Source organism: Sporosarcina quadrami (assembly GCF_014836615.1).
Lineage (GTDB): Bacteria > Bacillota > Bacilli > Bacillales_A > Planococcaceae > Sporosarcina > Sporosarcina quadrami.
This window is the reverse complement of record NZ_JACSQN010000002.1, coordinates 84,531-104,934: the sequence shown is the minus strand read 5'-3', so window position 1 is coordinate 104,934 and position 20,404 is coordinate 84,531. Positions and strand designations below refer to the sequence as shown.

Below are 20,404 nucleotides of genomic sequence, written 5' to 3'. Positions count from 1 at the left end.
ATTATACAGGATAAACGGAATGTTTTTTAGGTGGCATCGGTAAATCTTTTGTTGAATACATTATAAATCTACTTGCAAGTACTTTTCGCAAATCAGAAGGAGCGATAATTTCATCGATTATCAATTCTGATGCCATCTTATAAATATCGATTTCCTCTTTATATTCTTTATGTTTCTCCTGAACGAAAGCAATTTTCTCTTTCGGATCTTCAATCGCTTCGATTTTATTCGAATAGACCGCATTAACAGCCGCTTCAGGTCCCATTACAGCGATTTGCGCCGTCGGTAAAGCGATGCAGACGTCAGGTTCAAATGCAGGACCCGCCATTGCATATAAACCCGCACCATACGCTTTGCGCACGACTACAGAAATTTTCGGAACTGTTGCCGAGCTCATCGCCATGATCAGTTTCGCACCGTGTCGGATTATTCCATCGCGTTCCACTTTCGTACCAATCATGAAGCCTGGCACATCCGCCAAGAATAGTAACGGAATAGAGAACGCATCACATAGATTAATGAATTTAGCCGCCTTGTCAGCTGAATCGATGAAAAGCACTCCACCTTTCACTTTTGGCTGATTTGCAACGATTCCAACTGGCCGTCCTTCAATACGGGCAAGACCCGTAATAAGTTCAGGTGCGAATAGTTTCTTCACGTCAAAGAAACTTCCTTCATCCACAAGTGCGTCAATTGCCTCATACATATCGAATGGTGCATTCTGATTTTCAGGAATGATTTCTTCCAGAGTGCGACCAGCTTTCGCTTCAACCGACTCCTTTATTCCAGGTTTTTCAGTGAAGTTTGCGGGGAAGAATTCTAAGTACCGACGCGCTTCTCTAATTGCTTCTTCTTCGTTTGCAACGAGCACATCTCCACAGCCGCTCACCGAACAGTGCATCTTCGCTCCGCCCATTTCTTCAAGCGTCACTTTTTCACCGATCACTTTTTCAGCCATTCGCGGTGATCCCAAATACATTGACGCATTACCTTCAACCATGATGACAATATCACAGAATGCAGGAATGTATGCACCACCTGCTGCAGACGGCCCGAACAACAGACAGATTTGAGGGATGAATCCCGACAACCTCACCTGATTGTGGAATATTTTACCCGCACCCCTGCGATTTGGGAACATATCAAGCTGGTCTGTAATTCGAGCACCTGCTGAATCGACTAAATATAACATCGGAACTTTATTTTTTTCAGCAATTTCCTGAATCCGAATGATTTTTTCGACTGTTCTCGATCCCCAAGAACCTGCTTTTACAGTCGAATCATTCGCCATTACACAGACAGTTTGGCCATTCACTTTCCCCATAGCAGTCACAACACCATCTGCCGGCAAATCGCTCGCTTCACAGTTTGCAAAACGCCCATCTTCCAAATACTCACCATCATCGAATAATAGACCGAGACGTTCCCGAACAAACAACTTATTCTGTTCTTTTAACTTTTCATGATACTTAGGCTGACCCCCAGCCATCACTTCTTCAATTCTAGCCGCAAGCTTTTCATTGTAACCTGTCAGTTCAGTTTGTTTCGTCATCGTCATACCCCTTCCGTTCAACTATACAGTGATTTGCTATTGAATCTGGTTTACGCTTCGATTACCGCAAGGACGTCATCTTCATTTACAAAATCTCCAACTTGCACATTTATGGAAGCAACTTTACCCGCAACATCCGTTTCTACCGGGATTTCCATTTTCATAGATTCCAAAACGATAACGACTTGTCCTGCCTGCACTTCTTCACCTTCAGTTACATTTACCGTGAATACTGTTCCAGCCATTGCTGCTTTTAATTGTGTCATTTACATTTCCTCCTTTTGTTTTTCCAGCCATTTTGGCAATACACCCGTATTATAATCTCCATCAATAAATTCAGATGAACCTATGAATTTTTGAAAGAGTGGTATATTCGTTTTTAACCCGTCAATTTTAAACGCTTCAAAAAATCCCTTCGACTTTTCTATTACTTCTTGACGATGAGCACCGTGAACAATCACTTTCGCAATCATCGGATCATAAAACGGCGTTACACTCCCACCCTCGTCATATCCTCTGTCAACACGCACTCCGTCTATTTCCTCAAAATACAACTTGGCAATCTTGCCGGGTGAAGGCATGAATGTCTTCGGATCTTCCGCATAAATGCGATATTCGATAGCGTGACCAGTTGAACGGATCTCCGACTGCTCTATAATCGGCAATTCAGACCCACGCGCAACATCGATTTGCCACTGCACGAGATCGAATCCTGTCACTTCTTCCGTGACCGGATGTTCCACTTGCAGACGGGTGTTCATCTCAAGGAAATAGAATTCATCATTGTCACCTAAAATGAACTCCACTGTACCCGCATTACGGTAATTAACTGCTTTCGCCGCTGCTACTGCAGCAGCGTGCAAACGATCTTTCACATCTTTCGATAAGCAAGGAGAAGGTGATTCTTCAATCACTTTCTGATTCCTTCTCTGTACAGAGCAATTCCGTTCAAAGAGATGGACTACATTCCCTTTTGTATCTCCAAAAACTTGGACCTCTACATGACGCGCTTGCTCTATGAATTTTTCCAAGAAAACAACGTCACTGCCGAAATACGCTTTTGCTCTTGTTTTGACGGATTGGTAATGTTGACTGAGCGCTTGCTCATTTTCACACCGAATCATACCGATGCCTCCACCGCCCGCACTCGCTTTCAGCATAATTGGATAGCCAATTCCTACTGCCGCTTCAATCGCTTCTTCAAGAGTTGCGATACCTTCATCTGTTCCAGGTACTACAGGAACACCTGCATCTTTCATTTTCAAACGCGAAGCAATTTTATCACCCATCAATTCAATCGTGTCCGCATCAGGTCCAATGAATAGTAGACCTGCATCTTCAATTTTGCGAGCAAATGATGCATTTTCGGACAATAAACCGTACCCAGGATGGATAGCATCGACATTTTCGCGCAGTGCGATGTCAATGATGTCATCTGCCTTTAAATAGGATTGCTGAACAGGACCTGGCCCTAGCAGAAATGATGCATCCGCCGCTTTGACAAATGGCATTTGTTCATCAGCTTCTGAGTAGACCGCAACAGTTTGAACGTTCATTTTTTTACACGTTCGTATAATTCTAAGCGCGATTTCCCCACGATTCGCGATAAGGATTTTTTTCATATAGTTACCCCCAAGTTGCTTGAATTGAATTTCTCCACTTATACAGTTTATACGATGAATGAAACCGTTTTCAACTATTTGTCGAATTTCATTGAATTTATTGGGTAATGTGATCGGTTTCAAAAACCTACATATCGCTATCTTTTATAGGAATTTCTTGTTTTTTTATTCAGAAATTCAGCTACAGCTTGGTGGTGCGCTTCACTTTCCCATAGCAAAGAACATTGCCTCGCTTCTTCAACCATTCGTTCACGAACATTGTTATTCACCCAATTTGCAGTGGCTACTCTTTTATATGACCTATGAACATTTGGATGAATAGATTTCATGCGATCTATAAAACAATCAAGCCCCACTTGAGCGTCTCCTTCAATAACTTCCGTTGCCCATCCAAGTTCTTTTAGTTGCTGAGCAGTATGTATTTTAGCTTCTGACAATAATTTTAACGTATGATCATGCCGACTCAATTTCTCAAACAGTTGCGTAGCGCCTCCCCATCCACTTGTAATGGCGAGAGTACCTTGGATGAATCCAGCCTTCGCTGTAGACATTACGACTCTGTAATCACACGCTGAAGCGATTTCACAGCCACCCCCTACTGCTGCTCCATTGACAAGAGCTATAACAGGCATAGGCAATGTGGATAGTCTATATAATAGGCCAGCCATTTTACTTAACATTGGAAACGCCTCATCAGCCGTATGGTATCCATGAAATTCAGTCAAATCACCACCAGAGCAAAATGCACGGTCGCCACTTCCTGTAATGACAGCAAAAGCGATTTTTTCATTTTCTTCAAGTTGTGCTAAAAAACTTGCTAATCCATCCATCACTTCAGTGTTGATGGCATTTCTCATTGCAGGACGATTAATTGTGAATGTAGCGATGTTATCATTAAATTCAATTTTATAGGACAAGATGATACCTCCCAGTTGGAAATTACGGATCTAAATCAAGAACTAGAATTTATAATTGGATATAGAAAAACCACCGGAGCCATGGCCTCGCGGTGGTTTTTGAGTAGGTGAACCTGAATTATTCTCCTACTACGTCTTTTCCTTTGTAATGACCGCAAGATTTGCAAATGCGGTGTGCCAATTTAATTTCGCCACAATTATCACAAGTTGTCATGCCTGGAACTTGTAACTTGTAATGTGTACGACGAAGTCTTTTAGCTGTTTTAGAAGTTCTTCTTTTTGGTACTGCCATTTGGGCACCTCCTTATAATCGCCTATTTCTTGTCAGAATCAAAAAATCCGGCTAACCCAGCTAATCTCGGGTCAACTTTCTTTTCTTTTTCTTCGTGTTGCAGTGCCTCGTATTCTTCATCAGTCGTATACGACCAACCTTTCCCCTCTGCGCTTTTCATCTCATCTGCATTTTCGCTGAAAATCTGTAAAGGCACTTCAAGAAGAATTAATTCTTCGAAAACTGGGGTAGGATCAACAACTTCCCCGATGACCGGGTGAATGTTATCATCTGAAGCAAGGGTGGTTTCGTCCCAACTGAATTGCTCGTCCGTTTCAATTGAAAATGGGAGTTCCACATCTTCCCAAGTTCGGGAACATGGTAACGTCATCACACCTTCAAGATGAAAATGACAAGTCAATTTTTTCGAACCGATTACACAGCTACCCGTTACGTGGACAGGCTTGATATCCCGGATTTCCGGATTCCGTTCTTTAACGGAGTCAAGGTTGACCGCTTCGTCAAGCGGCATAGCACCTTGCCTGTATTTCTGTAGTTGATGAATGGACCATTTCACGTCAATATCACCTCAAGACAACACTGTTGATTATATAATGGATAAAAAGGGATGTCAAGATATTTTCTTGTCACCTAAAACGCATCAAAGTATAATGCAAATAGATTATATCGAAGGAGTGAGCAGAATGGAAGCGACAGGCATTGTAGTCGAATATAATCCTTTGCACAACGGTCATGTCTACCATGCGCAACAAGCAAAAAAGGCGACAGGCGCTCAACTAGTAGTCGCCGTAATGAGTGGAAACTTTTTGCAAAGAGGAGAACCGGCTTTTGTTGATAAATGGGCACGAACGAAGATGGCTTTAGCTGCAGGAATCGATATTGTGTTTGAATTGCCCTACAGCTTCGCCACCGGTCATGCGCCGGTATTCGCTGAAGGAGCAATCCGCTTATTGGAAGCAGCCGGCTGTTCCACCTACTGCTTCGGAAGCGAAGACGGGGATTTAAATATGTTTAAACAAAGCCTTGAGCTCATCGACCATTCTAAGGATACATACGAGCATGAGGTCAAACTCGCTGTCCAAGATGGCCTTAGTTACCCGATGGCATTGAACAAAGCGTATATGACACTTAACGAAACAGGCAACGGTGCCGCCGATCTATCTAAGCCAAATAACATTCTAGGCTTCCACTACATGCAAGCTGCCAAATTCATCGGTTCAACTATGAAACCTGTCACTATCCAACGACTAGGCGCAGACTATCATAAAGAAACACTTGAACTCGGGGAGATTGCAAGTGCGACAGGAATAAGGAACTCTTACTTTTCTTCATCGAGTCTTGATCAAACAAACGATTTTGTCCCTACTATGACTCGTGAGTTGCTCGTTAAATGGCAACAAGACGGGTTACGTTTTGGTCAATGGGAAGTTTTTTATCCTTACTTACGTTTGATTATTTTACGTGACGGTCCTGAACATTTAACTCATATCGCTGACATTACGGAGGGCATTGAGAACTTAATTTATCGTGCAGCGAAGAAACATTCAACTTTTCAACCATTCATGCAAGCTGTAAAATCAAAACGTTATACATGGACACGTATACAACGTATGCTCACACACATTCTAACAGGTTTTACGTATAATAAGCGGTCAATGATGCAAACACCCTCTTACTTGCGTTTGCTTGGCATGACGGTGAATGGACGAGCTTATTTAAACGAAAAGAAAAAAAGCCTGCGTTTGCCATTAGTTAGCAAAGCAGCCTCTCTTCTAGATCCAGCGTTAGCAATGGATATCCATGCTTCTGATATTTACGCATTAGGAACCGGACTTCCTACAAGTCAGGACTATTCATTAGCACCAATAATAGAAAATCACTTCTCTTCCAATTCCTTTAAATAAGCTAAAGCATCATCTACTGTTTTAACAGGCACGATTTTCATTTTCGTGCCTATTTTTTTGCCCATTTCTACAGCCTCTTCATAATTTGTCCGAATACTGGGATTGAGTTTACGAACACTTTCTGGCAACTCATCATCCGGAGCGAAAAATATTTCCACACCTTCACGATCTGCTGCAATTACTTTAAAGTCAGCTCCACCGATACGGCCGACAGTACCATCAGGTAACATCTCTCCGGTGCCTGCAATATTATAACCTTTTGTTAAATCTTCATCGAGCAGTTGATTCATAATCTCAAGCGTGAACATCAACCCTGCTGAAGGCCCTCCGATGTCTGCTGTATTCATCTTCACTTCAGGATCTGTCGTTAGTTCCCTATCTTCTTGGAACTGCACGCCAAGACCAATTTTACCCTCAGATTTTGGAATTTCACTTAATGTCAAGTCCACATCTACTTGTTTCGAATTTCTGTCCACTGTAACTGTAATCTGATCTCCTTTGTTCATACCTGCTATAAGTTCTGCAAACTCGCCAGGTTTTTTTAAAGTATTTCCTTCGACAATGCGGATCTTATCACCCGCCTGAAGTTTTCCATCAGCAGCTCCGCCTTCAACAACCTTTGCAACAAATATTCCATCATACGCTACAGTGACTGGAATACCTACTCTGTCAAAGGCGACAGTAATTGCATTATATTGCGAGTCAGACATAAGTTTCTTCTGACGGACATTATATTCTTTATCATCCTCGCCTTCACGTCGCACTCTATTAATCGGTAAAATTTTCATCTTACTTGAAATGTTTGACATGAGATACGATATCGGAGTTGCTTTGCCGATCGAAATTGTCATGAGACTAAACGAACCCAAATTATTTTTATCTCCACCTACAACTTCGACTATAGGTGCTAAATCATATGCACCACCGGGTTTGGATACATACGCATCAAGTGGATAAACAAATAAAAATGCGATAAAAACTAATGCAACTATATACAAACCAAGCTTTTTCATTTTCATGCCAACACACCTCCGTTAATAGCCTGTACTCGTACTACATATATATGGTGACAAGCTTGTAAATCGTTTTTCACACTATCAATAAGTGTACCACCTGTAAAATCCATAATAAAGCAAAATCAACGCGCTGATTAGTAATTTACATACAAAGGAGGAGCTTGATTGTCTATCTACAAAAATTATGAGCAACTATTAAACCTATGATCAGTATTATTATTATATGGGCTTTGATTGTACTATTCATTTTACAACCTGGTGTTGCTCATGATGGCGCTGAAGCTGGAGCACAATTATTTGTACATGCGCTTTTACCTTATTTGCTTCCTTATATTATTCTAACGCAATGGTTATTAAAAATACCTTCACCGAGAAAATCGACACGAAGTTGGAAACGTTATATGAAAGCGTATATATTAGGTTCTTTTGGAGGTTTTCCAGTAGGTGCCGTAACCGTGTCAGAAATGCTGAAAAACGGAGAACTGACCAGACGAGAAAGCGGCTTTCTACTTGCAGCTTGTCATGCTCCTGGACCTATGTTCATATTAGGCTTTGTAGGTACGGAACTTCTTGGAGAGGTTTCTGCTGGATGGAAGTTGCTCGCTTCAATTCACATTGCAAATCTCCTCTTCTTTTTGTTCACTTTATTGCTTTTGAAGAAAGAACAAAAGACGGATGAAACAAAGCACAATCATATGGATAATAAAACGACCAATTCACCCTTTCTGGATTCTGTGAAAGCAAGTTCTTCTGTCATCATGCTTGTCGCAACGACCGTCATCTTCTTTTCTTCTCTTGGAAATGTTTTGACTTCTGTCATCTCAACAATATTCACAGTAGACTTAGGTATAACTAAAACGATTTTGCTCGCTATTTTTGAAATGACTTCTGGTGTACAATCTGCCACTGATCACTTTTTCACAAATCCAGTATTCCCTTTTATAATTGCTGCAATCATTTCATTGAATGGATTAAGTATCCATATGCAAGTATTCGTCATTAGTAAAAGTGTTAATTTACCGATTACTCCATATGTAATGAGTCGTGCATTCAGCGTTGTAGCTGTTCCTACGATTTTATATTTTTTGCTGTAGGTAAAATGAAAAATGGTTATGACATGTATCTGTCATAACCATAATGCTTATGTATATAATAACAACCTATTTCCGGTATTTGTTTGCCAATGCTTTTTCAACTTCAGCTGGCACGAGTGCGGAAATGTCTCCTCCGTACCTTGCAACTTCTTTTACAATGCTGGAACTAAGAAATGAATATTGATTTTTCGTCATAACAAAAAACGTTTCAATCGATTCGTCTAGCATTCGATTCATTGAGGTGATTTGCATTTCATACTCAAAGTCCGAAATGGCTCGCAATCCTCGCACAATGACTGATGCACCGACATTGTGGGCGTAATCTATTAGCAGACCTGTCGATGATTCCACTTGAACATTTGCGAATTTATTTGTAACTGTACGAATCAGATCCATACGCTCTTCCACAGTGAACAACGAATTTTTAGAGGAATTGTTCATTACGGCGACTCTCACTTCAGGAAACACTCTAGAAGCTCGTTCTATTATATCGAGGTGACCATTTGTAATCGGATCGAAACTGCCGGGAACTACTGCAATCTTTTTCACTGAAATACCTCATTTCGTATAGATGGATATCGCACTGTTGCCATAAATAGGACTTTTTGTTTTCATAAATTGTCCGAATTGCTCAGGCAATACAAGATGTTTGTCGTGCTCACAAACGATAATTGCCTGATCCGTCATCAAATCTGCTTGAATAAGTACTTCTGCCAATTCATAATATTTCTCTTCGGCATAGGGTGGATCTATGAAAAGCAAATCGATTTCCACATTGGCAGCAGTTAGTGTTTTAACAGCATTTCTAGCATCTGCTTTAACAATGTGGACAGCTTCTTCTAGATGACATTTTTCAATATTTTCACGGATAATCGAACAAGCACGCGGATTCTTCTCAAAAATATATGCTTTTTCTGCCCCTCTAGATAATGATTCAATGGAAAGAGAACCACTACCACCAAATAGCTCTACAGCTATCCCACCTTCAAAGTAAGGCCCAATCATATTAAATATAGACTCTTTTACTTTGTCAGATGTAGGTCTAGTTATGTTCCCTGCGAGCGATTTTAACGGTGTGCCTTTTCTAGAACCTGCTACGACTCTCATTCGGAACTTCCTTTCTTCAATGATGTTACAGTAATTGTGTCAGCGGATTTTTGAATGGACAGTTGAAAAATACGCCTTAATGCATCTTCTTCAAAATAATAGTCGTCACCCATCCGTTCAAAAGGTGATTCCCTAAGTGTATATCTTTTTTCATTCAAGACATAAAATGGATCCCTAAGCGAAAATCTTAATTTATCCATGTCGTTTTCGATATAAATCGAACGGTTATTTGCCGACACCTCGTACCCTAAACGAGTGAGCACTTTATCAATTGGATATAATGTCCGATCGTCTTTTATAATGATGTTCAACTCTTCCACGGTTTTTCCACCTACTACAACTGTACGAGATTCTTCAAATAGAAGAGGATAAATTGTTTCATTGTTTTTACGGACGAAAGAAGTACCCTTGCCAATAATTGATCCTATCACTCCATCAAGAGTCGCTGCATCAACTTTGCTCCCACGCTTATCTTCCAGAGTAGTTTTAAGCGCAACGGTTTGACTAGGTGTGAGTACAGCCATCAGCTCAGCATAAGCGGCATTCGACTTCTTCCCACCCGCTTGTTTCCCTATAAGAATTGACGTTACAAGATCAGCAGTAATTGATTCATCAGATGGTATTTTGTAATGTGTTCGAATCGCTTTGCGCACGGTTGCAACATACACTGATGATTGATTGCCCGTTGTAATTAGAAAACGATCAGATTCAAGCGCTTTGTTAGTTCCGTCAAAAACCATATCAATATGATCAGCTTTTAGACGTTCCAAGTTGTCCGCCATTTCTTTAACAAACGCGACATCAGTTGCTTCGCCGTATATGGATAGGTGCTCACTTGAATACGTTAAAGGCTGTGCATTGCGTTGCCAGTAAAGATCAGTCACTTGTCCCTTTCCCTTAAATAGCGAGTACTCAATCATATCCATCTCTTTGCTTCCGACAAGTTGTAAACCGCTAATCCACATTCCTCGGTTATTCGTTTCATCGGTAATGTGTAGAATTGTGGACGTTGGACTTTCATTACGCAATGAAGCGAATGGAGCTTTAAAGAGTTTACGGGAACTTAACGCAGACTCTTTAGAAATCGTATAAGAGATCGATTGTGTATTCCCTTCACCTTCTAAAAAAGCGGTGGAGTTCTCGTTCAATCTTGTACAGGATAATTCATTTTCCAAATAACAGGTAGCTTCCTTACTTCCAATAGGTAACACAATTTCATGTCTTCCAACATTCAAGTTACGAAAGTGATGCCGTACGATCATTTTATCTGTCCGGTTAATCACTTCAATCTCTTGGCTATACTTCGAATTTTGTTGACGCTCTTCGCTTGCATCCGCTAGTTGACTATAATGCATATATAATAATGCAATATTAATGATTGCAAGTAGTAGAACCGTCCGTGAAATTATTTTCAATGATTGCACCTCATTGCAAGGGATGATTAATACTTCTAAAAAGACTATGGTATGATGTCTGTATTCCGTATTGAAGGGTTGTGCTAAAGATGTTGCAACAATATTTTATTGAACTTGGTGAAGGGTATGGAGATGTTTATGAATTACTGGAGCTTCTGAAAACAAATGAACACCGACTACATAGGACGTTCATTTTCTCTTCTGAAATTGAAGGTAAGCAAGCAATTTCACTTGCTGCAACATTCAAGCCTGCAAATGACAGTAATTTTATGCCGATTTATATTTGCAGAGAAGGCATTAAAGAAGATGGTGAAAAAAAATCAAAGCGCAGGCTGCTCTTTGAACAGGCAGCTGAGCAAAGCGGTTCAGAACCTATACCAATTAGCGTTAAACATTCATCCGAGTTTGCGGATACTAGATTGTTTTTTCAATACATAACTGGGATTCTGAGATTGAATAATTTAGTTCCGCCGTTAAGATGAAACATTAGCCCATGTTTATTAAACTGTTAAAGCCCGATTTTATAATCGTATTCTTTCGCCTTGTCAGGTTTTGCATTCTCATATTCGGTCTTGACAAAAGGTCTAAAGGACGGCAATACTTTTTTTACAGATGGAAGCCGTTCTATTTTACGTATATTATCTGCGACATCTGCCTGGTCGGCATACAGAACAACATACTTCATCTTTCTGGAAATATAATGGACGTGTCCATATTTTCTTAGTGATTTAGCTTGTTTCAAATGATGGAGATAAACAATTATCCCTTGTCGATCAATCATGATTTCCCCCCTCTTTCCTACCCCATACAATACCATATGTGAGAAATGGGCTGCAACTTAACATTGCTGACTTCTTCCGTTTTTTCACTTATAATGAGGAAAGAATATTTTATCAGATGATAGGAGGCTAAGAATATGGGAAGAAAAACAAAGGTTGCGCTTACCGTCGGAGCTGCCAGTGTTGCAGCATGGGCAGCGTCAAAAGCCGTCGCGAAGCCTAAGCCGCGTCTCCAAAAAGAAGCGCTAGCATTTGAAGATCCGGTTATCCTTGCCGATTGTTCCAAGTTGAATGATGTACCTAGTTTGACAATGACAGCATTCAGTAAATGTGTGGAACTTGGAGTACATGGCTTTGCTGTCGATGTCCGACTGACAAAAGATGAAGAAATTATTCTTTTCCAAGACGAACTTACGGATCGTACAACTGATTTCTCAGGAAAAGTATGTGACTATACGTTTGCTGAACTTCAACAAGCAGATGCAGGCTATATGCTAACTGATAAGGATGGTAATCATCCTTACAGAGGGACAGGTGAGCAAATTGTTTCGTTACGAGAACTGCTGCTTGTATACCCGCAACTGTTGCTTGTCGTCAATTTGAGGGATTCACCTGACACATACGAAGGCAGCCTTATACCATCCAAGCTTTGGAGATTGTTGGAAGAGAGTGAAGCGGAAAATCGTGTTATTGTAACAAGCAACTTTGATGAGCAAACTGATCGTTTCAATCTATATGCGCAAAACAAGGTTGCAACAGGGGCAGGAAAAGATGAAGTAAAAAAAGCATACAGTGTCTTTTCAAGCAAATTTGGCCATTTATATAATCCTCGTGCAGACATATTCATCATACCTGAGAAGTTTGGATTGTTCCGAATGAATACTGAAAATTTCATCTCATTTTTATCAAAAGTGAATGTCGCAGTCTATTACGAAGACGTAAATGATAAAGAAACAATGTCCAAGTTGTTAAATGCAGGAGCATCCGGGTTTATCACTTCTCAACCCGAAGCAATGCTATCGTTTCTCCAACACGTTACTAATTCATGATAAAAACGGTTGCCGAACATAAATCGGCAACCGTTTTTACTATTCCATCTGTTTATGCTGAACATGAACAACTTCCACCAGATCCACAACCGCCACCGCACGAAGAATCTGAAAAAAACCCATCTCCTGTCGGAACTTTTACTGCATCGGAAACCGATTTTGCAATAATTGAGCTGACCTCGTTCAATAAATCCTGGACATCATTTTCCGCAAGTCGCAACGCAGCCACTTGCTCATTCATATCCAACTCTCTTTTTTGTAGACGTATATTTTTCATGACTATTTGATAGTCAGGATGGTATCTGCCAAAACGTTGAACTTCTTCATAGCGCTCCTTCATATTAGCGAAATCATGAATCTTGTTCGCCAATTCTTTGTCGGAGTATACGACATCATTCGCTCGTCGATATTCTTCTACAACATCCGAAGAAAGCAACATGTCGGAAAGTGTTTCCGATTGCTCAATGATAGACATCCATTCGTCTGTCATCAACATAGGGCATTCCCCTCCATTCTTCTCTATCATAACAAAAAACAGAAGAGGGATGCATTTATTCCGTCCTAATTCCGAAAATCTTATCGTCTAAACATTGTTTTGCTACTTCAATATCACAAAAATGATGTTGAGTACTGCCAATTTGTTGAGTCTTCTCATGCCCTTTACCCGCTATTAGGATAATTTCACCTTCGGTAGCCTCCGCTATCGCCTTCTGTATGGCTTTCTTTCGATCCGGCTCAATACTTACCTTCTCCATATGAAAGATGGTGCCCTTTAAAATGTCATTAATAATAAATAGTGGATCTTCATTTCTCGGATTGTCTGACGTAATAATCACTTTGGATGAACAGGTTGCCGCAACTTCACCCATCTGCGGACGCTTGCTGCGGTCTCTGTTCCCCCCACATCCAAACACAGTTGTAATCGTGGTACCTTCATTTTCTTCGATAAGTGATAGAAGAATTGTTTGAAGGGCATCTGGTGTATGTGCATAGTCAACATATACAGTGAGATCGTCTTTTGAAATTCGTTGCAATCGACCTTCAGGTAATTCTAGTTGACGACTTAACACAAGTGTTTCCTTGAGATCGTATCCAAGCATTGTCAACACACTGACTGCAGCGAATGCGTTACTTCGGTTATGCTTACCAGGCAAATTGGGATAATTCTCAGGCAATATTGTCTTACCTTGTATCATATTCATATTGTAAAATTCCAGTTGTTTGCTAGTTTTCCCGACTAACGAAACACATTGCAAATCATCCGCATTTACAATTAATCGATTAGCAAGCGTGGCAAGCTTCTTCTTCGCTTCGATATAAGCTTCTTTACTTCCATGTTCTTCGTAGTGATCTATACCTATATTCAGAAAAACACCGATGTCAATGGTGCAATGATCTAATCTGCCCGAAGAAAGACCTAAAGATGATGCTTCCATCACCACATATGACATGCCTGCATTTAAGCAATCCTTTAATAGCGGATGCAAATAATCAGCAGGCAAAGTAGTCATTTCAGGCACCGAACAATGTATTTTATAGTCGTTCATAAATATCCCTGTCGTTCCGATAACTGCTGCTTTTTCACCATGTAAACGTAATAATTGGGCGATGAAATGCGTTACTGTTGTCTTTCCGTTCGTCCCAGTCACAGCAATTACGGTAAGCGAATCAGAAGGATTACCAGCTAAATTGGCGCTTGCATGAGAGATGAATTGGCGTCCGTCCGGAACAGTTATCCAAGTCACACCTTTTTTCCGAACATACCCCGCTGGAATGTTGCGGTCCAGGATAATTGCCACAGCACCACGACTGATTGCCTCATCTACATGTAGAAATCCATCAGCGTGAGCGCCTTTTCTTGCTACGAAAACATAATTCTCTTTTACGGAACAGGAATGCTCAGTAATACCTTCCACCTCTATCCCGACACTACCTCTAACTGTGCACGGCCAATTTTTCACTAATTCCGATAGCAACATTAGCACTCTTCCCTTCCCGAACAATTTTCTCAATAAGCGAATATATTGAGAGCGAACCATACTTTATCGTATGAACAAACTGAAACGAACGACACGAAGAAAGTTGGGAACATGAATGATAGTTCAGAAATTTGGTGGCGTTGCCATGAAAGACCGCGATTCTCGAAGACTGTGTATTGCACACATTAAGGAAGGATTGGAAGTTCATCAAAACGTAATTGTCGTCGTCTCAGCGATTGGTAGAGCTCCCGATCCGTATTCAACCGATTGTCTACTTAAACTGACAGATGCATTTAGTTTTTCTAAATCTGCGAGCGACCTAGCTGTATCATGCGGTGAATTAATTGCATCAGCCATACTCTCCGCTGAATTGGAGGAAGCAGGAATCCCTAACAGGGTTCTTCATGGCATTCAAGCTGGAATTTGGACTTCAGGAGATTTTGGCGATGGTACAATTAGCGATGTGGACCCAGCAATGATTATAGATAGCTTAAAAGAAACAGGATGCGTCATAATACCAGGTTTCCAAGGTATTAACGAATTTGGTCAAGTCATGACAATTGGTAGAGGTGGAAGCGACTTGACCGCTATTGCTCTTGGCTCAGCAATGCGCGCATCTCATGTTGAATTTTTCAAAGATGTGCCCGGCATCATGTCTGCTGATCCAAATCAGACTAAATCCGCAAAGAAATTAGAACAGATGACGATTAGGCAACTGTTGCCCTTGTTGGACACAGATAGACCTGTTATTCAAAAACGGGCGGCACTATACGCCATGAAAAAAGCGATACCCCTTTACGTAAGAGGCATCGCTTCATCGGAGAAGGGTACATGGATAACTCCATAATCTGTTATCGTAATAAACCCGGCTCCGATTTTCTTTTACTATCTGATTTTATCATTACTTGTGTGAAATATTTACCGTATGCCCCTGTACCTATCTCCGTCATTTCAGCATCCAACAACACACTTCGGTGAGCAGGTGAATTAAGCCAACCATGAACTGCGTCGATTGCATCGACATAGTTGGTTGCAATATTCTCACCGGCTCTTTTATGTTCTATTTCGCTCCTTTTCAATCGTTCCGACAAATTCCCAGCGGAAGGTGATTCGTGAGAAAAATAGTTCTCGATAGCCATGTCTTTACTATGCTCTTGCGCTAGCTTCGATAACCAATAGTCATATTCAAGTGTGTTCAAACCATTATGTTCTCTATAAATATTTGTAAGTTCATAGATTTGTCTTTCAATAGCCCTGTCAACTTCCATCTGCTCAGTAGAAGATGGAACTTTTACGTGAAAAAGGTCTCCTGTAAATTCCATGTCATATGGCTGATGAATTACAAGCATCTTTGGAGTTATGAACCTAACACCTTCAATATTACCATCGTCTGTATCAACATAAATTTGCGCAAATAGGTCATCATATTTTATGAGGATTTTCTCCATAATGTCTTGATTATTCAATGTAAACGTATAAACATTTTCATCTATTTGCACATTAACTTCTGTATCAATAATCGTAAAACGAAAAATTTCTTCTACATTCTGTCCAATTGAATAAGGGGAAAGATCGAGATTTGGATCAGCACTAAACAACTGATTTACTTTTCCCTCTTCCACACCGACCATCATTTGAGGCTCTCCTGAATATACCCACCAATTATAACCGAAAGATGATGGCTCAATCCGATCAGGTTGACCGTATTCATCGGTGATTAGGTCAACATTCTGTCCAACATAAGTTGAAAGTCCTTTCTCTGGACGAATCTGCCCCACCGTTTGTTCGGGTAATGCTTTATTTGGAGCCGGAATCGCAGTTCCGTGTTTTACAGGTGATTCAAGTGGCTCATTTTCCTTTACCCGACTATCCAAGAAATAAAAAAGAGCGAGAAGGATTACTAGTAATAAAGCAATTTTCCATATGACGTTCATCATTTTCAACTTACTCGCCCTCCTATTAATTATTCTTACTGACAACTTTACATAGTAAATGGTCTTCTGTCATCCATTACTCATTATTTCGTCTTAATTAATACAATATAAAGCATTACAATAAACATTTTGGGAATAATAGATGACACAATGTTGTCATTGCAACTGACAACGATTTGTTCTATGATTAATAAGAATAGATATTCGACTGGATGAACATGAAGGAGGACTTTAAACGATGTATATCGAAAATACAAACATTGAAGGTATTGTAGCAGACCTACCCCTACTTGACGAAATCATGCTAAAACACGATTTAGTACGTGCTGGCCAGTGGGACTATGAACGTGTAACTTATGATAAGAAATATATTATCAAAGAAGGAACGTATTACTTGCGCGTATTCGGTTTCACACCAGATGGAGATGTTGGTACTGGAGATGCAATAATGCATTTGAAAAAACCAGTTATCGGAAAGCATTACTATCCACATGGCGTCGAATACGGTGAAGATGAGTTTTTCCCGGAAGGTCTTTTGAAAGATTGCCAAGCGACCCTAAAAGCCGTTTATGACGATCTTCATCCACATCTCCTAACTAAATAATCATTTTTCCATAAAAAGCCGAAGAAGTTAACAATCTTCGGCTTTTTGTCTATTCATTCCCTTGTGTATTGGTTATAATGATAACAATGAATGATTTGGAGGAATGACCGTTGTCCCGTTTGCTAATCAAAAGAAATTTCATTATTATAATGGTGATTTTGCTAATTGCCTTTCTCTCAATATTTATCCTTCCTGTTTCCATACCAATAATTTTAGCTCTACTCACCGCAATTGTATTTGAACCACTTGTCAAATTGACAGAGATAAAATTTAAATGGAAACGAAAAATGTCTGTTATTTCAGTCTATATCTTCATACTCGTTTTGATAGCCGTCATTCTTTATTATACCGTCACATCACTTATAGGGAGAATAATACAATTCACTAAAGATGCGCCGGATTATTTAAACAAACTGGCTGGTATATGGATTGACTTTCAAAACAAAATTTTTGTTTATACCTCTGGACTACCCGAAGACGTCATAAAATCAATGCAAAACGGTTTCAATGATATACTGACATCCTTCCAAAAATCTTTACTCACTTTATTTAATCCTGACAAAGTTGTCGCATTGGCTTCTGAAATTCCTAACTTCTTAGTCAGTCTTATCGTTTTCATGATTGCATTGTTCCTATTCATGCTTGAATTGCCTGAGTTAAAGAAAATGATGTTCCGGCATCTAACAATCGAGACAGCAAAAAAAGTACGCTATATGACAGCTAAATTGAACTCAGTTATTATCGGATTCATGAAAGCCCAATTACTCGTCAGCTTAATAATCCTTGCAGTCTCATTTGTCGGATTACTTATTATTGCGCCGAAATATGCACTCGTCATGGCGATTGTCATTTGGATTATCGATATCATTCCGATTTTGGGGTCAATTATTATTTTAGCACCATGGTCTCTTTATCAGTTCCTCAGTGGAGATATTGCTCTTGGGACAAAATTAGCCGTACTGGCGGTTGTACTTCTAATTATAAGAAGAACGATCGAACCAAAAGTGATGGGTAACCAAATTGGCTTATCTCCCCTTCCAACCTTGATAGCGATGTTCATTGGATTAAAACTGTTTGGGGTGCTTGGTTTCTTCATTGGACCAATGATTGTAATCTTATTCAATACCGCACGCGAAGCAGGGATTATAAAATTGAATTTCAAGATTTGACCGAAGCTATAGCTAAAAGCCGTTAATTCAAAGTTGAATTAACGGCTTTTTCTCATATCTAGAATCCTAATATTGCTTTTATCATTGACGTTGTTTCTCCGCCTTTATAAATTACATAAAGAAGCAGGTACACTGCTACACCAGTTATCGCAGTAAACATCCACATGATTGCAGTAACTGGACCAAGTTTTCTGTGACGCTTCAAACGTTCTTTGAAGCCTGCACGAATTACAATTGCGCCGAATACAGCACTTGTTGTCGCAAGAATGATATGGAAAATCAAGAACACTGTATAGTAAATCTTAGCATTTTCAGGCCCTGCAAAAGCTGTATTACCAAAAAGGATGGTACGCGACAGATAGATGATTAGAAAAAGCACAGCAGAAATTGTTGCAGCTATCATTGTCTTCTTATGTGCATCCAACTTCCTCGCACGTGCTAATTTCCAACCAATTGCAACAAGAATACCTGATAAAACAATTAAGAACGTGCTTAAAGTTGGTAAAAACGGAACACCCATTTCGAAATACCCCTTCATTTTTATATATTAAGTTATCCGTGTACTTTTATACTTTGTCTCGCAAGTAAATCTTTTTGAGTTATTTCGTCTGCATTCATTTGTTCTTCTCTATACCATTTGATGAATATCTTACCAATAACAACAACGTATATTAACTCTTGTATCACTTTCATAATAATTCCGCCCAACTGCTGATCGTACAAAGTAGGCATATTCGTAAACAATTCAGGGCCTGAAATAGATAGACCAGACAATGTTCCAGCAGGTACACATAGCGCCATTGCTTTTAACCATGCTTCACCCGTACTATATGTTTCGTATACAGGCACATCTACAAAGATGATAAGGGAACAAGCTGGTGTTAGCAGTATCGCGCTTAAAATGACATAACCGATTTTCTTCAATCCATGTAGTTGCGGGTGGCTCTCCAATGTATTAACGACTGGCCACCATAAGAAAAATGCTGACAAGAACAGCATAATCGTAAATATCGAGTGCATTACAACACTCATTTTAATGAAATCTAAAACCATCGGATAATGATTTAAAGAAAACATCACCGTAAAGACGAGTAGACTTATGACTGGCTTTGTAAACAATCTGACGATCTTGTCAATCAATTTAACGGAAAATACCTTTTTCCAAATGAAATTGGGTATTCCGATTATTAACAAAGGGGCTACTACTAATAGGAGTAACGCCATTTGTGCCATGTGAACGGAAAATAAAATATGACCTAAAAGATCTGCAGGAGATCCTTTAACGATATACAGAACAACCATGGAACTAATAAAATATCTTATCTCCCTATTCGTAACAGGCTCGGACCCTTCAAAAAGATGTCGCCATTTTTTTGTTAAAAGAAAATAGAGTACAGTAAGAACTACAATAAAAATAAAAAAGTATGGACTCCACAAAGCGCGAAATCCGAATATGCTCAAAGGCATCATTGCCATCGCTCCTTTTATCATGTCTCTCTCTAGTATAAAACGAATAAACGTTTAACACAATGAACGAACATTGACAATTAGCTTGATATGAAAAAAATAGTTTAAACATGTGAAAAGCCTGTGGAACAATATCCACAGGCTTTTCACAATTAATTACCACCAAACGATTGTTGCGAATGTCAAAGGAATCAAGAAGCCTAAAAGAGCTCCTGTGAACATGAACATCTGAGGGATGCCATGACCTTTTTCACTCATATGCATGAAGTAGTACAGCTGTAACCCAACTTGGACTGCTGCAAAAAGCATTAGGATTGGTACAATGAAGTACTTAGAGAATCCTGCTACTCCTTGTTCGTGAGCAACAACCATTGAAAATGAAATAAGTGTCAGGAAGATCATAAGCGAAAACATCATTACCTGACCACGCATAGACTGCTTTGCACGTCTTTGTGCAAGCGACTGTTCAGCCGGTGTACGTTTGTAAACTTGGATGTCTGCCAT

24 protein-coding genes are annotated in these 20,404 nt (G+C 39.9%); 7 read left to right on the top strand and 17 right to left on the bottom strand.

The genetic code is table 11. The annotated features are described in order from the left end of the window. Nucleotide 1: 1 nt before the first annotated feature. The 6 genes from H9649_RS02470 to H9649_RS02445 all read right to left on the bottom strand — a co-directional run bounded on the left by H9649_RS02470 (nucleotide 2) and on the right by H9649_RS02445 (nucleotide 4,939). On the bottom strand, nucleotides 2-1,552 hold the full coding sequence (locus tag H9649_RS02470) for an acyl-CoA carboxylase subunit beta (protein WP_191693074.1): 1,551 nt from the start codon (nucleotides 1,550-1,552) through the stop codon (nucleotides 2-4). A gap of 50 nt (nucleotides 1,553-1,602) precedes the next feature. Further along, the gene (locus H9649_RS02465; RefSeq protein WP_191693073.1) at nucleotides 1,603-1,818 is read right to left on the bottom strand and encodes a biotin/lipoyl-containing protein; all 216 of its coding nucleotides are present in this window, start codon (nucleotides 1,816-1,818) and stop codon (nucleotides 1,603-1,605) included. Beyond that, entirely contained in the window at nucleotides 1,819-3,174 is a 1,356-nt protein-coding gene (locus tag H9649_RS02460; protein ID WP_191693072.1) for an acetyl-CoA carboxylase biotin carboxylase subunit, read from the bottom strand. It abuts the gene before it with no gap. Between the two features lie 137 nt (nucleotides 3,175-3,311). Beyond that, the gene (locus tag H9649_RS02455; RefSeq protein ID WP_191693071.1) at nucleotides 3,312-4,091 is read right to left on the bottom strand and encodes an enoyl-CoA hydratase/isomerase family protein; all 780 of its coding nucleotides are present in this window, start codon (nucleotides 4,089-4,091) and stop codon (nucleotides 3,312-3,314) included. 118 nt (nucleotides 4,092-4,209) lie between these two features. Continuing rightward, a complete protein-coding gene (gene rpmF, locus H9649_RS02450) occupies nucleotides 4,210-4,383 on the bottom strand; it encodes a 50S ribosomal protein L32 (RefSeq protein ID WP_191693070.1) in 174 nt (57 codons plus the stop codon). A 22-nt stretch (nucleotides 4,384-4,405) separates the two neighbouring features. Continuing rightward, the gene (locus H9649_RS02445; RefSeq protein WP_191693069.1) at nucleotides 4,406-4,939 is read right to left on the bottom strand and encodes a YceD family protein; all 534 of its coding nucleotides are present in this window, start codon (nucleotides 4,937-4,939) and stop codon (nucleotides 4,406-4,408) included. A 127-nt stretch (nucleotides 4,940-5,066) separates the two neighbouring features. Here H9649_RS02445 and H9649_RS02440 point away from each other — a divergent pair, with 127 nt between their 5' ends. After that, nucleotides 5,067-6,287, top strand: a complete 1,221-nt coding sequence (locus H9649_RS02440) for a nucleotidyltransferase (RefSeq protein ID WP_191693068.1) — start codon at nucleotides 5,067-5,069, stop codon at nucleotides 6,285-6,287. On the opposite strand, the gene H9649_RS02435 is transcribed toward H9649_RS02440, so the two are convergent. Beyond that, a complete protein-coding gene (locus tag H9649_RS02435) occupies nucleotides 6,260-7,306 on the bottom strand; it encodes a SepM family pheromone-processing serine protease (protein ID WP_191693067.1) in 1,047 nt (348 codons plus the stop codon). The two genes, H9649_RS02440 and H9649_RS02435, sit on opposite strands and share 28 nt — an antisense overlap. A 200-nt stretch (nucleotides 7,307-7,506) precedes the next feature. Between H9649_RS02435 and H9649_RS02430 the strand changes: the two genes are divergently transcribed. Beyond that, nucleotides 7,507-8,397 carry a hypothetical protein gene (locus H9649_RS02430; RefSeq protein WP_191693066.1) on the top strand — a complete coding sequence of 297 codons (891 nt, stop codon included), beginning with the start codon at nucleotides 7,507-7,509 and terminating at the stop codon, nucleotides 8,395-8,397. A gap of 66 nt (nucleotides 8,398-8,463) precedes the next feature. On the opposite strand, the gene coaD is transcribed toward H9649_RS02430, so the two are convergent. The 3 genes from coaD to H9649_RS02415 are packed head-to-tail and all read right to left on the bottom strand — an operon-like array spanning nucleotide 8,464 to nucleotide 10,919. Beyond that, nucleotides 8,464-8,946, bottom strand: coding sequence for a pantetheine-phosphate adenylyltransferase (gene coaD / locus H9649_RS02425; protein ID WP_191693065.1), 483 nt, complete (start codon nucleotides 8,944-8,946; stop codon nucleotides 8,464-8,466). Between the two features lie 9 nt (nucleotides 8,947-8,955). Then, nucleotides 8,956-9,504 carry a 16S rRNA (guanine(966)-N(2))-methyltransferase RsmD gene (gene rsmD, locus H9649_RS02420; RefSeq protein WP_191693064.1) on the bottom strand — a complete coding sequence of 183 codons (549 nt, stop codon included), beginning with the start codon at nucleotides 9,502-9,504 and terminating at the stop codon, nucleotides 8,956-8,958. Then, on the bottom strand, nucleotides 9,501-10,919 hold the full coding sequence (locus H9649_RS02415) for a stalk domain-containing protein (protein WP_191693063.1): 1,419 nt from the start codon (nucleotides 10,917-10,919) through the stop codon (nucleotides 9,501-9,503). Before H9649_RS02415 ends, rsmD begins: the two co-directional genes overlap by 4 nt. An 89-nt stretch (nucleotides 10,920-11,008) precedes the next feature. Between H9649_RS02415 and H9649_RS02410 the strand changes: the two genes are divergently transcribed. After that, the gene (locus H9649_RS02410; RefSeq protein ID WP_318241640.1) at nucleotides 11,009-11,401 is read left to right on the top strand and encodes a DUF7147 family protein; all 393 of its coding nucleotides are present in this window, start codon (nucleotides 11,009-11,011) and stop codon (nucleotides 11,399-11,401) included. Nucleotides 11,402-11,427: 26 nt separating this feature from the next. Here H9649_RS02410 and H9649_RS02405 read toward each other — a convergent pair whose 3' ends face one another. Then, a complete protein-coding gene (locus tag H9649_RS02405; protein ID WP_191693062.1) occupies nucleotides 11,428-11,700 on the bottom strand; it encodes a YlbG family protein in 273 nt (90 codons plus the stop codon). A 135-nt stretch (nucleotides 11,701-11,835) separates the two neighbouring features. Here H9649_RS02405 and H9649_RS02400 point away from each other — a divergent pair, with 135 nt between their 5' ends. Next, entirely contained in the window at nucleotides 11,836-12,747 is a 912-nt protein-coding gene (locus tag H9649_RS02400; RefSeq protein ID WP_191693061.1) for a glycerophosphodiester phosphodiesterase family protein, read from the top strand. Nucleotides 12,748-12,799: 52 nt separating this feature from the next. Here the strand turns inward: H9649_RS02400 and H9649_RS02395 are convergent, their stop codons facing one another. Further along, nucleotides 12,800-13,243, bottom strand: a complete 444-nt coding sequence (locus H9649_RS02395) for a YlbF family regulator (RefSeq protein ID WP_191693060.1) — start codon at nucleotides 13,241-13,243, stop codon at nucleotides 12,800-12,802. A gap of 55 nt (nucleotides 13,244-13,298) precedes the next feature. Next, nucleotides 13,299-14,726 carry a UDP-N-acetylmuramoyl-L-alanyl-D-glutamate--2,6-diaminopimelate ligase gene (locus H9649_RS02390; protein ID WP_191693059.1) on the bottom strand — a complete coding sequence of 476 codons (1,428 nt, stop codon included), beginning with the start codon at nucleotides 14,724-14,726 and terminating at the stop codon, nucleotides 13,299-13,301. Nucleotides 14,727-14,841: 115 nt separating this feature from the next. Between H9649_RS02390 and H9649_RS02385 the strand changes: the two genes are divergently transcribed. Continuing rightward, nucleotides 14,842-15,573 (top strand): amino acid kinase family protein, encoded by a 732-nt coding sequence (locus H9649_RS02385; protein WP_191693058.1) that lies wholly within the window; start codon nucleotides 14,842-14,844, stop codon nucleotides 15,571-15,573. A gap of 4 nt (nucleotides 15,574-15,577) precedes the next feature. On the opposite strand, the gene H9649_RS02380 is transcribed toward H9649_RS02385, so the two are convergent. Further along, nucleotides 15,578-16,663 carry a CAP domain-containing protein gene (locus tag H9649_RS02380; protein ID WP_225229641.1) on the bottom strand — a complete coding sequence of 362 codons (1,086 nt, stop codon included), beginning with the start codon at nucleotides 16,661-16,663 and terminating at the stop codon, nucleotides 15,578-15,580. A gap of 235 nt (nucleotides 16,664-16,898) precedes the next feature. Here H9649_RS02380 and H9649_RS02375 point away from each other — a divergent pair, with 235 nt between their 5' ends. Further along, nucleotides 16,899-17,264 carry a YugN family protein gene (locus tag H9649_RS02375; protein WP_191693056.1) on the top strand — a complete coding sequence of 122 codons (366 nt, stop codon included), beginning with the start codon at nucleotides 16,899-16,901 and terminating at the stop codon, nucleotides 17,262-17,264. Nucleotides 17,265-17,374: 110 nt separating this feature from the next. Next, entirely contained in the window at nucleotides 17,375-18,433 is a 1,059-nt protein-coding gene (ytvI, locus tag H9649_RS02370; RefSeq protein ID WP_225229627.1) for a sporulation integral membrane protein YtvI, read from the top strand. Nucleotides 18,434-18,491: 58 nt separating this feature from the next. On the opposite strand, the gene H9649_RS02365 is transcribed toward ytvI, so the two are convergent. From H9649_RS02365 to H9649_RS02355, 3 genes are all read right to left on the bottom strand, one after another. After that, nucleotides 18,492-18,953 carry a DUF420 domain-containing protein gene (locus H9649_RS02365; protein ID WP_191693055.1) on the bottom strand — a complete coding sequence of 154 codons (462 nt, stop codon included), beginning with the start codon at nucleotides 18,951-18,953 and terminating at the stop codon, nucleotides 18,492-18,494. Nucleotides 18,954-18,985: 32 nt separating this feature from the next. Beyond that, nucleotides 18,986-19,900 carry a cytochrome c oxidase assembly factor CtaG gene (gene ctaG, locus H9649_RS02360; RefSeq protein ID WP_191693352.1) on the bottom strand — a complete coding sequence of 305 codons (915 nt, stop codon included), beginning with the start codon at nucleotides 19,898-19,900 and terminating at the stop codon, nucleotides 18,986-18,988. Nucleotides 19,901-20,056: 156 nt separating this feature from the next. Further along, nucleotides 20,057-20,404, bottom strand: a complete 348-nt coding sequence (locus H9649_RS02355; protein WP_191693054.1) for a cytochrome C oxidase subunit IV family protein — start codon at nucleotides 20,402-20,404, stop codon at nucleotides 20,057-20,059.

Bases quoted from the DNA above. Each gene is read 5' to 3' on its own strand.
- H9649_RS02470 (WP_191693074.1), bottom strand. From the start codon at position 1,552: ATGACGAAACAAACTGAACTGACAGGTTACAATGAAAAGCTTGCGGCT.
- H9649_RS02465 (WP_191693073.1), bottom strand. From the start codon at position 1,818: ATGACACAATTAAAAGCAGCAATGGCTGGAACAGTATTCACGGTAAAT.
- H9649_RS02460 (WP_191693072.1), bottom strand. From the start codon at position 3,174: ATGAAAAAAATCCTTATCGCGAATCGTGGGGAAATCGCGCTTAGAATT.
- rpmF (WP_191693070.1), bottom strand. From the start codon at position 4,383: ATGGCAGTACCAAAAAGAAGAACTTCTAAAACAGCTAAAAGACTTCGT.
- H9649_RS02440 (WP_191693068.1), top strand. From the start codon at position 5,067: ATGGAAGCGACAGGCATTGTAGTCGAATATAATCCTTTGCACAACGGT.
- H9649_RS02435 (WP_191693067.1), bottom strand. From the start codon at position 7,306: ATGAAAATGAAAAAGCTTGGTTTGTATATAGTTGCATTAGTTTTTATC.
- H9649_RS02430 (WP_191693066.1), top strand. From the start codon at position 7,507: ATGATCAGTATTATTATTATATGGGCTTTGATTGTACTATTCATTTTA.
- rsmD (WP_191693064.1), bottom strand. From the start codon at position 9,504: ATGAGAGTCGTAGCAGGTTCTAGAAAAGGCACACCGTTAAAATCGCTC.
- H9649_RS02410 (WP_318241640.1), top strand. From the start codon at position 11,009: ATGTTGCAACAATATTTTATTGAACTTGGTGAAGGGTATGGAGATGTT.
- H9649_RS02405 (WP_191693062.1), bottom strand. From the start codon at position 11,700: ATGATTGATCGACAAGGGATAATTGTTTATCTCCATCATTTGAAACAA.
- H9649_RS02400 (WP_191693061.1), top strand. From the start codon at position 11,836: ATGGGAAGAAAAACAAAGGTTGCGCTTACCGTCGGAGCTGCCAGTGTT.
- H9649_RS02395 (WP_191693060.1), bottom strand. From the start codon at position 13,243: ATGTTGATGACAGACGAATGGATGTCTATCATTGAGCAATCGGAAACA.
- H9649_RS02390 (WP_191693059.1), bottom strand. From the start codon at position 14,726: ATGTTGCTATCGGAATTAGTGAAAAATTGGCCGTGCACAGTTAGAGGT.
- H9649_RS02385 (WP_191693058.1), top strand. From the start codon at position 14,842: ATGATAGTTCAGAAATTTGGTGGCGTTGCCATGAAAGACCGCGATTCT.
- H9649_RS02380 (WP_225229641.1), bottom strand. From the start codon at position 16,663: ATGATGAACGTCATATGGAAAATTGCTTTATTACTAGTAATCCTTCTC.
- H9649_RS02375 (WP_191693056.1), top strand. From the start codon at position 16,899: ATGTATATCGAAAATACAAACATTGAAGGTATTGTAGCAGACCTACCC.
- H9649_RS02365 (WP_191693055.1), bottom strand. From the start codon at position 18,953: ATGGGTGTTCCGTTTTTACCAACTTTAAGCACGTTCTTAATTGTTTTA.
- ctaG (WP_191693352.1), bottom strand. From the start codon at position 19,900: ATGCCTTTGAGCATATTCGGATTTCGCGCTTTGTGGAGTCCATACTTT.
- H9649_RS02355 (WP_191693054.1), bottom strand. From the start codon at position 20,404: ATGGCAGACATCCAAGTTTACAAACGTACACCGGCTGAACAGTCGCTT.